At 69.5% G+C, this 12,779-nt stretch carries 12 protein-coding genes; 6 read left to right on the forward strand and 6 right to left on the reverse strand.

From position 1 onward, the window contains the following. Window positions 1-147: 147 nt before the first annotated feature. The 3 genes from NP095_RS08435 (at window position 148) to NP095_RS08445 (ending at window position 6,349) form a co-directional block, all read left to right on the forward strand. Window positions 148-1,602: an MDR family MFS transporter gene (locus tag NP095_RS08435; RefSeq protein ID WP_256765901.1), complete on the forward strand. Its 1,455-nt coding sequence runs from the start codon at window positions 148-150 to the stop codon at window positions 1,600-1,602. Between the two features lie 160 nt (window positions 1,603-1,762). Then, window positions 1,763-5,491, forward strand: coding sequence for a methionine synthase (metH, locus tag NP095_RS08440; RefSeq protein WP_256765902.1), 3,729 nt, complete (start codon window positions 1,763-1,765; stop codon window positions 5,489-5,491). Window positions 5,492-5,500: 9 nt separating this feature from the next. Beyond that, entirely contained in the window at window positions 5,501-6,349 is an 849-nt protein-coding gene (locus NP095_RS08445; protein WP_249378170.1) for a PAC2 family protein, read from the forward strand. Window positions 6,350-6,455: 106 nt separating this feature from the next. Here the strand turns inward: NP095_RS08445 and mshC are convergent, their stop codons facing one another. Beyond that, complete coding sequence (gene mshC, locus NP095_RS08450) at window positions 6,456-7,679, reverse strand: cysteine--1-D-myo-inosityl 2-amino-2-deoxy-alpha-D-glucopyranoside ligase (RefSeq protein WP_256765903.1); 1,224 nt, start codon at window positions 7,677-7,679, stop codon at window positions 6,456-6,458. 44 nt (window positions 7,680-7,723) lie between these two features. Between mshC and corA the strand changes: the two genes are divergently transcribed. Further along, entirely contained in the window at window positions 7,724-8,680 is a 957-nt protein-coding gene (gene corA / locus NP095_RS08455) for a magnesium/cobalt transporter CorA (protein ID WP_256766140.1), read from the forward strand. Between the two features lie 7 nt (window positions 8,681-8,687). Here corA and NP095_RS08460 read toward each other — a convergent pair whose 3' ends face one another. Further along, window positions 8,688-9,521 carry an undecaprenyl-diphosphate phosphatase gene (locus NP095_RS08460; RefSeq protein WP_256765904.1) on the reverse strand — a complete coding sequence of 278 codons (834 nt, stop codon included), beginning with the start codon at window positions 9,519-9,521 and terminating at the stop codon, window positions 8,688-8,690. 48 nt (window positions 9,522-9,569) lie between these two features. Between NP095_RS08460 and NP095_RS08465 the strand changes: the two genes are divergently transcribed. After that, the gene (locus NP095_RS08465; RefSeq protein WP_256765905.1) at window positions 9,570-10,523 is read left to right on the forward strand and encodes an aldo/keto reductase; all 954 of its coding nucleotides are present in this window, start codon (window positions 9,570-9,572) and stop codon (window positions 10,521-10,523) included. Then, window positions 10,520-10,705, forward strand: coding sequence for a DUF5703 family protein (locus NP095_RS08470; RefSeq protein WP_249378174.1), 186 nt, complete (start codon window positions 10,520-10,522; stop codon window positions 10,703-10,705). The genes NP095_RS08465 and NP095_RS08470 overlap by 4 nt, the downstream gene beginning before the upstream one ends. Before the next feature lie 7 nt (window positions 10,706-10,712). Here the strand turns inward: NP095_RS08470 and NP095_RS08475 are convergent, their stop codons facing one another. Genes NP095_RS08475 through NP095_RS08490 form a run of 4 tightly spaced genes read right to left on the reverse strand, consistent with a single transcriptional unit; the run spans window position 10,713 to window position 12,742 of the window. After that, entirely contained in the window at window positions 10,713-11,738 is a 1,026-nt protein-coding gene (locus NP095_RS08475) for a YihY/virulence factor BrkB family protein (protein ID WP_249378175.1), read from the reverse strand. Continuing rightward, window positions 11,738-12,034: a DUF3618 domain-containing protein gene (locus tag NP095_RS08480; protein ID WP_256765906.1), complete on the reverse strand. Its 297-nt coding sequence runs from the start codon at window positions 12,032-12,034 to the stop codon at window positions 11,738-11,740. The genes NP095_RS08475 and NP095_RS08480 overlap by 1 nt, the downstream gene beginning before the upstream one ends. Before the next feature lie 13 nt (window positions 12,035-12,047). Then, a complete protein-coding gene (locus NP095_RS08485; protein WP_249378177.1) occupies window positions 12,048-12,455 on the reverse strand; it encodes a phage holin family protein in 408 nt (135 codons plus the stop codon). Then, window positions 12,452-12,742: a hypothetical protein gene (locus tag NP095_RS08490; protein ID WP_249378178.1), complete on the reverse strand. Its 291-nt coding sequence runs from the start codon at window positions 12,740-12,742 to the stop codon at window positions 12,452-12,454. The genes NP095_RS08485 and NP095_RS08490 overlap by 4 nt, the downstream gene beginning before the upstream one ends. Between the last annotated feature and the right edge of the window lie 37 nt (window positions 12,743-12,779).

The raw sequence follows: 12,779 nt of genomic DNA on the forward strand, positions 1-12,779 counted from the left end.
ACCCGGTGGCTCCGACGCCACGACGCTCGGCGTGCCGTGAGGTGGGTCACTCGCCCCGACCGGAACAACCTGGGCGGCGCGCGCGTTGCGACCACTGGTGCCCCTCATGGCCCAGTCAGCTCGTCAGTCCCACCGCGCAGGAGCACAGTGACCACCACCGACACCACCTCGGCACCGCCCACCACCGACCGCGCAGGACGGCTGATCGCCCTGCTCGTGGGCTCGGCGTTCGTCGTGATCCTCAACGAGACGATCATGAGCGTCGCCCTGCCGGAGCTGATGCGGGAGTTCGACGTCCCGGCGACGACGGCGCAGTGGCTCACGACGGCGTTCCTGCTGACGATGGCCGTGGTCATCCCGATCACCGGCTTCCTGCTGACTCGCTATCCCCTGCGGCGGGTGTTCATGGCCGCGATGATCTCCTTCACGGCCGGCACCCTGCTGGCCGCCGTGGCGCCGACCTTCGCCGTGCTGGTGGCCGCTCGCGCCGTCCAGGCGGTCGGCACCGCCCTGATGATGCCGCTGCTGATCACGACGATCCTCAACCTCGTCCCGGCGGAGCGCCGCGGCCGGATGATGGGCACCGTCTCCATCGTCATCTCGGTGGCTCCTGCCGTCGGCCCCACGATCTCGGGCATCATCCTCGACCAGCTCGACTGGCGCTGGATGTTCTGGCTCGTCCTGCCGATCGCCCTGCTGTCCCTCGGACTCGGCGCGGCGTGGGTCAAGAACGTCACCGAGCCGATCGACGTCCCGATCGACGTGCTCTCGGTCGTGCTGTCGGCGCTGGCCTTCGGCGGCCTGATCTACGGACTCAGCAGCATCGGTGAGGCCGCCGCGGGCGAGACCCCGGTCCAGCCCTGGATCCCGGTCGCCGTGGGCGCCGTCGCCCTCGTCATCTTCGTCCTGCGTCAGCTCTCCCTGCAGGACCGCGCGCTGCTGGACCTGCGCACCTTCGCGCACCGGACCTTCACGATCGCGGCCGGACTCGTCGCCGTCAGCATGATGGCGCTCTTCGGAACCCTGATCCTGCTGCCGATCTACCTGCAGTCGGTGCTGGGCCTGACGACGCTGGAGACCGGCCTGGTCCTGCTGCCCGGCGGTCTCGTCATGGGCCTGCTCGCGCCGTTCGTCGGCCGCCTCTTCGACCAGTACGGACCGCGCCCCCTCGTGGCGCCGGGTGCTGCCGTCACCTCGGTCGCGCTCTGGTCGATGTCGATGTTCGACACGGACACCACGCAGGGCACCGTCATCGCGGTGCACGTCCTGATGAGCATCGGCCTCGCCCTGATGTTCACGCCGCTGATGACCTCGGCGCTGGGCTCGCTGCCGCACCACCTGTACTCGCACGGCAGCGCCACCGTCTCCACGCTCCAGCAGGTCGCCGGCGCGGCCGGCACCGCGCTGTTCGTGACCGTGATGACGCGCCGTTCGGTCAGCGAGCTCGAGACGGGCGCCTCGGTCGTCGACGCCACGGCCTCGGGCGTCCACGCCGCGCTCTTCTACGGCGGCATGATCTCGGCGGTGGCGGTGCTCGTCGCCCTGCTGGTCAAGGCCCCGAAGCCGGCCGCGCCGGTCGCCGTGCCGCCGCAGGAGGGGTGACCGACACGTCAGTCCACTCCGCGGCGATCGAACTTTCGACTCCGGCGGACTGACGTATGCTCGTGGCACAGTTCGGATCCTTCCCGAGGCCCAGGCGAGCCCGCCGCCGGCTGAAGGATCCCAGCAGCCACCGCTGTCGAACCGCTGAGGACTCTCACCCATGACCGAATTCGTTCCACAGTTCCGCCCCGACGCCACCGCCGAGCTCACCGAGGCGATGGCGCGGCGGATCCTCGTGCTGGACGGCGCGATGGGCACGGCGATCCAGCGGGACCGTCCGGACGAGGCCGGCTACCGCGGCGAGCGGTTCGCCCAGTGGTCGTGTGATGTCCAGGGCAACAACGACCTGCTGACGCTCACCCAGCCCGAGATCATCGCGGCGATCCACCGCGAGTACCTCGAGTCCGGCGCCGACATCATCGAGACGAACACGTTCAACGCGAACGCGATCTCGCTGCGCGACTACGACATGGTCGATCTGGCCTACGAGCTCAACTACACGTCGGCCCAGCTCGCGCGTTCCGCGGCCGACGCGGTCGGCACGCCGGATCGCCCCCGCTACGTCGCCGGCGCGCTCGGTCCGACCACCCGCACCGCGTCCATCTCCCCCGACGTCAACGACCCGGCGGCCCGCAACGTCACCTGGGACGAGCTCGTCGACGCGTACCTGACCGCCGCGCGCGGCCTGGTCGACGGTGGCGCCGACCTGCTGATGATCGAGACGATCTTCGACACGCTCAACGCGAAGGCCGCCATCTTCGCGGTCGAGACGCTGTTCGAGGAGACCGGCCGCCGTTGGCCCGTGCTCATCTCCGGCACCATCACCGATGCCTCCGGGCGCACGCTCTCGGGCCAGACGGTCGAGGCGTTCTGGAACTCGATCCGGCACGTCAAGCCACTGCTGGTGGGCCTGAACTGCGCCCTGGGCGCCGACGAGATGCGCCCGTACATCGCCGAGCTGTCGCGCATCGCCGACTGCCACATCTCCTGCTACCCCAACGCGGGCCTGCCCAACGCCTTCGGCGAGTACGACGAGTCCCCCGACGAGACCGCCGCCACGCTGCACGAGTTCGCCGAGAGCGGCTTCATCAACGTCGTCGGCGGCTGCTGCGGCACGACGCCCGCGCACATCGCCGCGATCGCCGGCACGGTCGAGGGCCTGACCCCGCGCGAGGTGCCCGAGATCGCCCCCGCGCTGCGCCTGTCCGGGCTCGAGCCGCTCACCGTCACCGAGGACTCCCTGTTCGTCAACGTCGGCGAGCGCACCAACATCACCGGGTCGGCCCGCTTCCGCAACCTCATCAAGGCCGAGGACTACACGTCGGCCCTCGCGGTGGCGCTGCAGCAGGTCGAGAACGGCGCGCAGGTCATCGACATCAACATGGACGAGGGCATGATCGACGGCGTCGCCGCGATGGACCGGTTCTGCAAGCTGATCGCGACCGAGCCCGACATCAGCCGCGTGCCCGTCATGGTCGACTCCTCCAAGTTCGAGGTCATCGAGACCGGCCTGAAGGCGATCCAGGGCAAGTGCATCGTCAACTCCATCTCCCTCAAGGAGGGCGAGGAGCGCTTCGTCGAGCACGCCCGGCTGTGCCGCAAGTACGGCGCCGCGATCGTGGTCATGGGCTTCGACGAGGACGGCCAGGCCGACAACCTCGAGCGGCGCCAGCAGATCGCGGGTCGCGCCTACCGGATCCTGACCGAAGAGGTCGGCTTCCCGGCCGAGGACATCATCTTCGACCCGAACGTCTTCGCCGTCGCCACGGGCATCGAGGAGCACGCCCGCTACGGACTGGACTTCATCGAGGCCACCGCCTGGATCAAGGAGAACCTGCCCGGCGCCCTCGTCTCCGGCGGCGTCTCGAACGTCTCCTTCTCGTTCCGCGGCAACAATACGGTCCGCGAGGCGATCCACGCCGTCTTCCTGTTCCACGCCATCAAGGCGGGCATGGACATGGGCATCGTCAACGCCGGCGCCCTGGTCCCCTACGACGCCGTCCCGACCGAGCTGCGCGACCGCATCGAGGACGTGATCCTCAACCGACGCGAGGACGCCGCAGAGCGCCTGCTCGAGATCGCCTCCGACTACGCCGGCACCTCCGAGAAGACCGAGGCCGCCGCCGAGGAGTGGCGCTCCCTGCCCGTGGGCGAGCGCATCACACACGCCCTCGTCAAGGGCATCGACGCCCAGGTCGAGGAGGACACCGAGGAGCTCCGCCAGCTGATCTCCGAGCGCGGCGGCAAGCCGATCGAGGTCATCGAGGGCCCGCTCATGGACGGCATGAACGTCGTCGGCGACCTGTTCGGCGCGGGCAAGATGTTCCTGCCGCAGGTCGTGAAGTCGGCACGCGTCATGAAGAAGGCCGTCGCCTACCTGATCCCGTTCATCGAGGCCGAGAAGTCCCCCGACGACGTGAGCAGCTCCAACGGCACGGTCATCATGGCCACCGTCAAGGGCGACGTCCACGACATCGGCAAGAACATCGTCGGCGTCGTGCTCCAGTGCAACAACTACGACGTCATCGACCTCGGCGTCATGGTGCCGGCCCAGAAGATCCTGGACGCGGCACGCGAGCACAACGCCGACGTCATCGGACTGTCCGGCCTCATCACGCCGTCGCTGGACGAGATGGAGAACTTCGCCGCCGAGATGGCGCGCCAGGAGTTCGACATCCCGCTGCTGATCGGCGGCGCCACCACGTCGCGCGCCCACACGGCCGTCAAGGTCGACCGCAAGTACCCCGGACCGGTCGTGTGGGTCAAGGACGCCTCCCGCTCGGTCCCGGTCGTGGCCGCGCTGCTGTCCTCCGAGCAGCGGCCCAAGCTCATGGCCGACATCAAGACCGACTACGACGCGCTGCGTGAGCGCCACGCCGCCCGCGGCGACTCCCGCTCGATCCTGCCGCTGGAGGCCGCCCGCGCCGACGCCACGGTGATCGACTGGAGCGACTACAAGCCGCCGGTGCCGGCATCCCCCGGCATCCACGAGTTCGGGCCGTTCCCGCTGGGCGAGCTGCGCGAGTACATCGACTGGCAGCCGTTCTTCAACGCGTGGGAGATGAAGGGCTCGTTCCCCGACATCCTCAACTCCCCCACCCAGGGCGAGACCGCACGCAAGCTCTACGACGACGCGAACGAGATGCTCGACCGCATCATCGCCGAGGACTGGCTGACCGCCCGCGGCGTCGCCGGACTGTTCCCGGCCGCACGCGACGGCGACAGCACGATCGTCTACACCGATGAGTCCCGCTCGACCGAGCTGACGCGGTTCCACCACCTGCGCCAGCAGACAGCGCACCGCGAGGGCGTCCCTCACCGCTCGCTGGCCGACTTCGTCGCCCCGGCCGAGACGGGCCTGCCCGACTACGTCGGCGCGTTCGCCGTGACCGCCGGCCTCGGCAGCGTCGAGCGCGTCAAGGCGTTCAAGGCCGAGCTCGACGACTACTCCGCGATCATGCTGGAGGCCCTGGCCGACCGGCTGGCCGAGGCGTTCGCCGAGCGCCTGCACGAGCTGGTCCGCACCGATCTGTGGGGCTACGCCCCCGACGAGAAGCTCAGCAGCACCGAGCTGATCAAGGAGAAGTACGACGGCATCCGCCCGGCGCCGGGCTACCCGGCGTGCCCCGAGCACACCGAGAAGAGCACGATCTGGTCGCTGCTCGACGTCGAGGCGCGCACAGGCATGGAGCTGACCGAGTCGATGGCCATGTGGCCGGGCGCCTCCGTCAGCGGTCTGTACTTCTCGCACCCGCAGTCCCAGTACTTCGTCGTGGGCCGCATCGGCCGCGACCAGGTGCAGGACTACGCCGAGCGCAAGGGCTGGACGATCGCCGAGGCTGAGCGGTGGCTGTCGCCGAACCTCGGCTATCGGACCGAGGATGAGTAGGCTGAGAAGGTGACCGACGCCCAGATCCCCGTTCTGCGGAATCCGTGGATGATCGCCGCGTTCGAGGGCTGGAACGACGCCGCCGACGCGGCGACCAGCACGGTCGACCACCTGCTCGAGGAGTGGGACGCCGAGATCTTCGCCGAGCTCGATCCGGAGGAGTTCTACGACTTCCAGGCGGTCCGTCCGGTCCTGGCTCCGTCCGAGAACGGCGTGCGCGACATCGTGTGGCCCACGCCGACTCTCTACTTCGCCCGCCCGCCGCACCTGGATCGCGACGTCCTGCTGCTGCGTGCCGTCGAGCCGAACTATCGCTGGCAGACCTTCTGCGCCGCGGTGGTCGAGATCGCGCAGCGCGCCGGCGTCCAGGAGCTCATCACCCTCGGCGCCCTGTTGGCCGACAGCCCGCACACCCGCCCGGTTCCCGTGACCGGGACGACGAACGATCCGGTCATGCTGGAGCGCCTCTCGCTCGAGCAGTCCCGCTACTCCGGGCCGATCGGGATCACGACGGTGCTCGGCGACGTCGCCGCCCGCGCCGGCATGGCGACAGCCGGCATCTGGGCCGCCGTGCCCCACTACGTGGCCGAGCCGCCCTGCTACAAGGCCACCCTGGCCCTCCTCGGCGCCGTCGAGGATGCGGTGGGCATCGGGCTCCCCCAGGGCGTGCTCCAGGAGATGTCCGAGGCCTGGCAGCGTGGCGCCGACGACCTGATGGAACAGGACGAGGACCTGCGCGACTACGTCGAGTCCCTCGAGACCGACCGCGACACCGACGACCTGCCCGAGGCCTCCGGCGACGCCATCGCGCGCGAGTTCGAGCGCTACCTGCGTCGCCGTCCCACCGAAGAGACCTGAGGCGGGCCGCTAGCCCGCGAGATGTGTAGCGGCATGCACCCGGATCAGGCCGTTTCGGCCGGATTCAGGTGGACAGCGCTACACATCTCGCGCGCCGGAGGCGCGATCAGAGCTTGATGCCGAGGAGGGCGTCGACGGCGGCACGCACCTGGGCCGGCGCCTGGGCGTCGTCGCCGGTCGTGGCAGTCCACGCGTCGACCGCCTTCAGCGCCGCGGGCGCGTCGAGGTCGTTCGTCAGGGCCTCGCGGAGGCGATCCACCAGCTCCTGACCGGACGGGCCGGCCGAGCGGTCGGCGGCCGCCCGCCAGCGAGCCAGACGCGCCTCGGCGACCTCGATCTCGTCGCCGAACCACTCCCAGTCCTCGCGGTAGTGGTGCCCGAGCAGCGCCAGCCGGATGGCCATCGGGTCCCGTCCCTCGGCACGCAGCTTGGAGACCAGGACGAGGTTGCCCTTCGACTTGCTCATCTTCTCGCCCTCGTAGCCCACCATTCCGGCGTGCACGTAGGAGCGGGCGAAGGGCTCACCGGTGGCGCGCTCGGCCTCGGCGGCCGACATCTCGTGGTGGGGGAAGACCAGGTCCGATCCCCCACCCTGGACGTCGAATGCCGTGCCGAGGTGGTGCAGGGCGATCGCCGCGCACTCGATGTGCCAGCCGGGCCGGCCCCGGCCGAGGTCGGTGTCCCACGCGGGCTCCCCCGGGCGCTCGGCCTGCCACAGCAGGCAGTCCAGCGGGTCGCGCTTGCCCGAACGGTTCGGGTCGCCGCCGCGCTCGGCGAAGAGCTTGACCATGGTCTCCTCGTCGAACCCGGAGACCTCGCCGAAGGTCGAGGCGGAGTGGACGTCGAAGTACAGGTCGTCGTCGACCCGGTAGACCGCTCCGGTCGCCTCGAGGCGCTGCACGAGGTCGATGACCAGCGGGATGGACTCGACGGCGCCGATGTAGTGCTCCGGCGGCAGGACCCGCAGGGCGGTCATGTCGTCGCGGAACAGCTGCGTCTCGCGCTCGGCCAGCGCCACCCAGTCCATGCCGGTCGCGGTGGCGCGCTCGAGCAGCGGGTCGTCTACGTCGGTCACGTTCTGCGTGTAGTGCACGTCCAGGCCGCGGTCGAGCCAGACCCGCTGCAGCAGGTCGAAGGTCAGGTACGTGTTGGCGTGGCCCAGGTGCGTGGCGTCGTACGGCGTGATGCCGCAGACGTAGAGGCGCGCGGATTCCTCGGGATCGAGCGGGACGAGCTTCCCGGTGGCGGTGTCGTGCACCTGGACGGGTGGTCCGTCACCGAGCCCGGAGTCCGAGAGTCGTGGGATCGGTGGGCGGGACCAACTCTGCATGTCGCCGAGCCTATCGGGAGCATCGAAGCCACAATGAGCAGGTGATGATCGACTGCGCGGTCTACGTCGACGGCGTGCGCCGCGACACCGACCATGACCCCGACAGCCTCGACGAGACGCTGGCCGGCCTGACCGGCAACGACTTCATCTGGGTCGGCGTGAACAACCCGACGCACGACGAGATGGAGCGCCTCGGCAAGGCCCTGCGGATGCACCCGTTGGCGGTGGAGGACACGATCGGCGCGCACCAGCGGCCGAAGATCGAGCGGTACAGCGATCACGTGTTCATCTCGATGCGCGCCGTCTCGTACAGCGACGACGACATCACCACCAACGAGGTCAACATCTGCCTGGGCGCCCGCTACCTCCTGACCGTGCGCCACGGCGGGGCGTCGCTCGTCGACGCGCGACACCGGGCCGAGGTGTCACCCGATCGGCTGCGCCACGGGCCGATCGTCGGGCTGCACGCCGTCGTCGACTCGATCGTGGACCACTACGAGTCGGTCGCCGGCGAGCTCGAGACGGACGTGGGCGAGGTCGAGGCGTCGGTCTTCTCGCCCGACCGCACCGAGGACTCCCGCCGCATCTATCGGCTCAAGCGCGAGACGCTGGAGTTCCGGCACGCCGTGGCGCCGCTGCGCGATCCGATGAGCCGCTTCGCCACCGTCGCCGACCCGGAAGCCCTGCGGCCGTACTTCCGCGACATCGCCGATCACCTGCAGCGAGCCGTGGACGCCATCGACTCGATCGACAGCCTGCTGTCCAACGCCCTCAACGCCTATCTGGCGCAGCTGAGCGTCCAGCAGAACGAGGACATGCGCAAGCTCGCTGCGGGCGCGGCCCTCTTCGCCATCCCGACCGCCGTGGCGGGGATCTACGGGATGAACTTCGAGCACATGCCAGAGCTCTCCTGGGCCTTCGGCTATCCGCTGTCCCTGGCTCTCATGGGCGGCGTGTGCTGGTACGTCTACCGACGGTTCAAGAAGTCGGGCTGGCTCTGAGCCCGCGTCAGCCGGCGACGGCGCCGGTGATGACGCCACCCCACAGCAGTCCGAGCACGACCGCACCGAGCACGACGCGGTAGATCACGAACGGCGCGTACGAGTTCTTGCTGACGTACTGCAGCAGCCAGTGGATGACGGCGAGGCCGACGACGAACGCGACGACGGTGCCGACGATGGTCGGGACCGTGCCGTAGGCGTTCTCGCCGCCGGGGATGTCCTTGAGCTTGTAGATGCCGGCTCCGACGACCGCGGGGATCGCCAGGAGGAAGGCGTAGCGCGTGGCGGCGCGGCGGTCGTAGCCCAGGAACAGGCCCATCGAGATCGTGGCGCCCGAGCGGGAGACACCCGGCACCAGCGCGCAGGCCTGGGCCAGGCCGAGCAGGATCGCGTCACGGGCGTTGAGGTCGTCGATCGGCTTGGCCTTGCGACCGAGCCGCTCGGCCAGCCCCAGGACCAGGCCCATGCCGATCAGCATCGAGGCGATGAACCACAGGTTCCGGAACTCGCGATCGATCGCGTCCTCGAGCGCGATGCCCAGCACCACGATCGGCAGCGAGCCGACGATGATGAACCAGCCCATCCGCCACTCCGGTGCCTGGCGCGCCTCGGCGCTGAAGACGCCGCGGACCCAGCCGGAGCCGATGGTCCAGATGTCGCGCCAGAAGTACAGGATGACCGCCAGCTCGGTGCCGATCTGGACGACCGCCGTGTACGCGGCGCCGGGGTCTTCCCAGCCCAGCAGTTGCGGCACGATCGCCAGGTGAGCACTGCTGGAGATGGGCAGGAATTCGGTGAGGCCCTGGACGATGCCCAGGATCACGGAGCGCAGCAGATCCACCGTGCGAGCCTACACAGGAAGTTCTGGGGCACCGACTAACCTCATCGCATGCACGCGCGTCGGCTCGGCGGTTCGGGACTCCAGGTGTCGCGGCTCGGCCTCGGGACCATGTCCTGGGGCGCAGCCGTCGACGAGTACGTGGCTGACGAGCAGCTGCGGGTCTTCCTCGACGCCGGTGGCACCCTGATCGACACCGCGCCCATCTACGGCGACGGCGGCTGCGAGAAGGTCATCGGCTCGCTGCTGGCCAAGCACGGCGTCCGCGACCGGATCGTCCTGGCCGGCAAGGCCGGCGTGGTCCGTCGCGACGGGCACGCCGTGGTCGACGGCTCCCTGGGATCGCTGATGCGACAGCTGGACCAGTCCCTGGCCGACCTCGGCACCGATCACCTCGACCTGTGGCAGATCCACCGTTGGGACGACACCGTCCCGGTCGACGAGACGATGGCCGCGCTCGACCAGGCCGTCCGCTCCGGCCGGGTCCGCTACGCCGGCATCAGCAACTTCACCGGCTGGCAGACCGTGGCCGCCCAGCAGGCGTTCACCCGCTTGGGCGGCGGCGTGCCGCTGGTCAGCACCCAGATCGAGTACTCCCTGCTGCGCCGCGACCCCGAGATCGAGACGATCCCGGCCGCCGAGCACGCCGGGATGAGCATCCTGGCGTGGTCTCCCCTGGGCCGGGGTGTGCTCACCGGCAAGTACCGCGCCGGCGTGCCCGCCGACTCGCGGGCGGCGGACTCGCGGTGGGAGGCCTTCGTGGCGCCCCACCTCACGTCGTCGAAGGCCCGCGTCGTGGACGCGCTCGCCGCCGCTGCCCAGGGCCTGGGCGCCCCGGTGTCCCACGTCGCGCTCGCGTGGCTGCGCGACCAGCCCCGGGTCGGATCGGCGATCGTGGGCGCCCGCACCGCCGCCCAACTTCAGGAATCGCTGGGGTCGGAGACACTGGAACTGCCGGCCGAGATCAATGCGGCCCTCAGCGATGTGTCAGAAGGAGCACGATGATCGACTACGAGTTCTGGGATGTCTCCATCTCGCGGACGAAGTCGCGGAATGCCGTGTGCCAGTGGCTGACGCAGGCGGCCGAGTTCCAGGGATGGGAACTCGACCGCCTCCGCAAGGATTCGACCGGTCATCGCACGGTGCGGCTGCGGCGCAAGATCATCCGCATGCGCGCGACCGTCTGACCGTCGTTCAGTCGTTCTTCGGCTCGCCGCGCGAGCGCCGCAGTGCGCGGCCCCGGGCGACGTCCTTGTCCGTCTTCTTCTTGGCCTTCTCGATCTGCCGGGTGTCCTTGGGCGGGAGCTGGATCTCCTCCTCGGCCGGCAGGCCGGCCTGCAGCTCACGGCCGCGCTCCATCTCGGCATCGAGCTCGGCGCCGAACAATAGCGCCAGGTTCGTGATCCACAACCACAGCAGGAACACGATGACGCCGGCCAGCGACCCGTAGGTCTTGTTGTAGTTCGAGAAGTTCGAGACGTAGAGCCCGAACAGCGCCGAGGCCACGACCAACGTCAGGATCGCGACGACCGCGCCGAGACTGATCCAGCGGAACCGCGGCTGCTTGACGTTCGGCGTGACGTAGTACAGCAACGCCACGATGAAGATGACGACGAGCAGCAGGACCGGCCACTTGGCGATGTTCCAGACGGTCACGGCGGTGCCGCCGAGACCCACCGCGTCGCCGACCGCCTGCGCGGCAGGACCGGTCAGGACCAGGCCGAGTGCGACCACAGCCGTCAGGGTCACCAGGACGACCGTCAGCAGCAGCATCACCGGACGCAGCTTCCAGATCGGCCTGCCCTCGCCGATCTCGTAGATGCGGTTCATCCCGCGGCTGAACGCGTTCACGTAGCCCGAGGCCGACCACAGCGCCGCGGCCAGACCGATGATGAGGCCCAGACCCGAGCTCTGGCTCTGGCCCAGCTCGCGCAGGGTCGGCTCCAGGGTGTCGGCCGCGCCGGAGGCGCCCAAGTCGCGCAGGATCTGCACGAGCGCGTCGACGGTCTCGTCGCTGCGCCCGACCAGCCCGACGAGGGACAGCACCGCCACCGCCGCCGGGAACAACGCCAGGATCGAGTAGTAGGTCAGCGCTGCCGCGAGGTCCGTGCACTGGTCCTCGGAGAACTCACGCGCCGTCTTGCGCAGCACGTAGAACCACGAGGGCTTGGTGAGGTCCTTCGGGGAGTCGGGGCCGCCGTCCTTGCCAGGTTCAGCCATCAACGCCCCCGTCGCAGCGACCGCAGCACCAGGAACGCCAGACACAGCGACGTGATGCCGGCGGCCAACGCCAGCACCTCCGGTCGCGGCTTGCCGTCCGGGTCGGTCAGGGACTCGCGGGTGGAGTCCTTCAAGTCGTTCAGTGACTCGCGCGTGGAGTCCTTGAAGTCGTTCGCCGAATCCTTCACCCGGCTCTTGACGTCGAACTTGCCCGCGAGCTCGTCGACGGTGTCGGCCAGCTCCTCGCGCGTCCGTTCCACGTCGTCACGCAACGCGTGAATGTCCTCGTCGCTCATGGCACTCCTTCGTTCAGTGGTCTCGGGCGTGGCGGACGGCGTCGACGTCGGCCTTGACGCTGTCGATCGTTCCGGTGGGAACCGGCGGGCCGGCTTCCTGGACGCGGTTCTTGCCCAGCAGCGCCGCGATTCCGGCGATGACGAGCAGGACGACCGCCACGATGAGGGCGGCCAGCCACGCGTCCATCACCAGGGCGAGGGCCAGGACGATGGCGGCGAGCAGGACGCCGACGCCGTAGAGCGCGAGCAGTCCGCCCACGCCGATGAAGCCGACGCCGACGCCTGCCTTCTTCGCCCGCCCGGACACCTCGGCCTGGGCGAGCCGCATCTCGTCGCGGACGAGTGTCTTCATCTCGGTCGTCAGCCGAGAGATGAGCTCACCCGTCGTGGCCGAGGACTGCCCCGACTGGTCCTGGCTCATTGTCCGGAGACTCCCGTGGAGCCGGTCGACCCGGTGCCGAAGTCGGTCGACCCGGCGCTCGCAGTGCTCGACCCGGTGCTGGCGCTGCGCGAACCGGTGGACTTGCTCACACCCGGCACGTGCTCCTGGGCGGCGTCCTGCACCTTGTGGGTGGCGTCCTGGACCTTCGGGTTCTTCCAGAGGCTCTGGGCCTTCTCGACGATCTGGTCATACCGCTCGCGTCCCGCGCGGCTGCCGAGGACGTATCCGGCGCCGATTCCGACGAGGAACTTCAGTTTTCCGGCCATGGGGATCCCCCTGTGTCTGACGACCGTCCGGATGACG

Source organism: Aeromicrobium duanguangcaii (assembly GCF_024508295.1).
In the GTDB taxonomy this organism is placed as follows: Bacteria; Actinomycetota; Actinomycetes; order Propionibacteriales; family Nocardioidaceae; genus Aeromicrobium; species Aeromicrobium duanguangcaii.

Excerpts from the sequence above, each read along its gene's own strand:
- NP095_RS08490 (WP_249378178.1), bottom strand. The coding sequence starts at position 12,742 with ATGGCCGGAAAACTGAAGTTCCTCGTCGGAATCGGCGCCGGATACGTC.
- NP095_RS08465 (WP_256765905.1), top strand. The coding sequence starts at position 9,570 with ATGCACGCGCGTCGGCTCGGCGGTTCGGGACTCCAGGTGTCGCGGCTC.
- NP095_RS08485 (WP_249378177.1), bottom strand. The coding sequence starts at position 12,455 with ATGAGCCAGGACCAGTCGGGGCAGTCCTCGGCCACGACGGGTGAGCTC.
- NP095_RS08470 (WP_249378174.1), top strand. The coding sequence starts at position 10,520 with ATGATCGACTACGAGTTCTGGGATGTCTCCATCTCGCGGACGAAGTCG.
- metH (WP_256765902.1), top strand. The coding sequence starts at position 1,763 with ATGACCGAATTCGTTCCACAGTTCCGCCCCGACGCCACCGCCGAGCTC.
- corA (WP_256766140.1), top strand. The coding sequence starts at position 7,724 with ATGATCGACTGCGCGGTCTACGTCGACGGCGTGCGCCGCGACACCGAC.
- NP095_RS08480 (WP_256765906.1), bottom strand. The coding sequence starts at position 12,034 with ATGAGCGACGAGGACATTCACGCGTTGCGTGACGACGTGGAACGGACG.
- mshC (WP_256765903.1), bottom strand. The coding sequence starts at position 7,679 with ATGCAGAGTTGGTCCCGCCCACCGATCCCACGACTCTCGGACTCCGGG.
- NP095_RS08475 (WP_249378175.1), bottom strand. The coding sequence starts at position 11,738 with ATGGCTGAACCTGGCAAGGACGGCGGCCCCGACTCCCCGAAGGACCTC.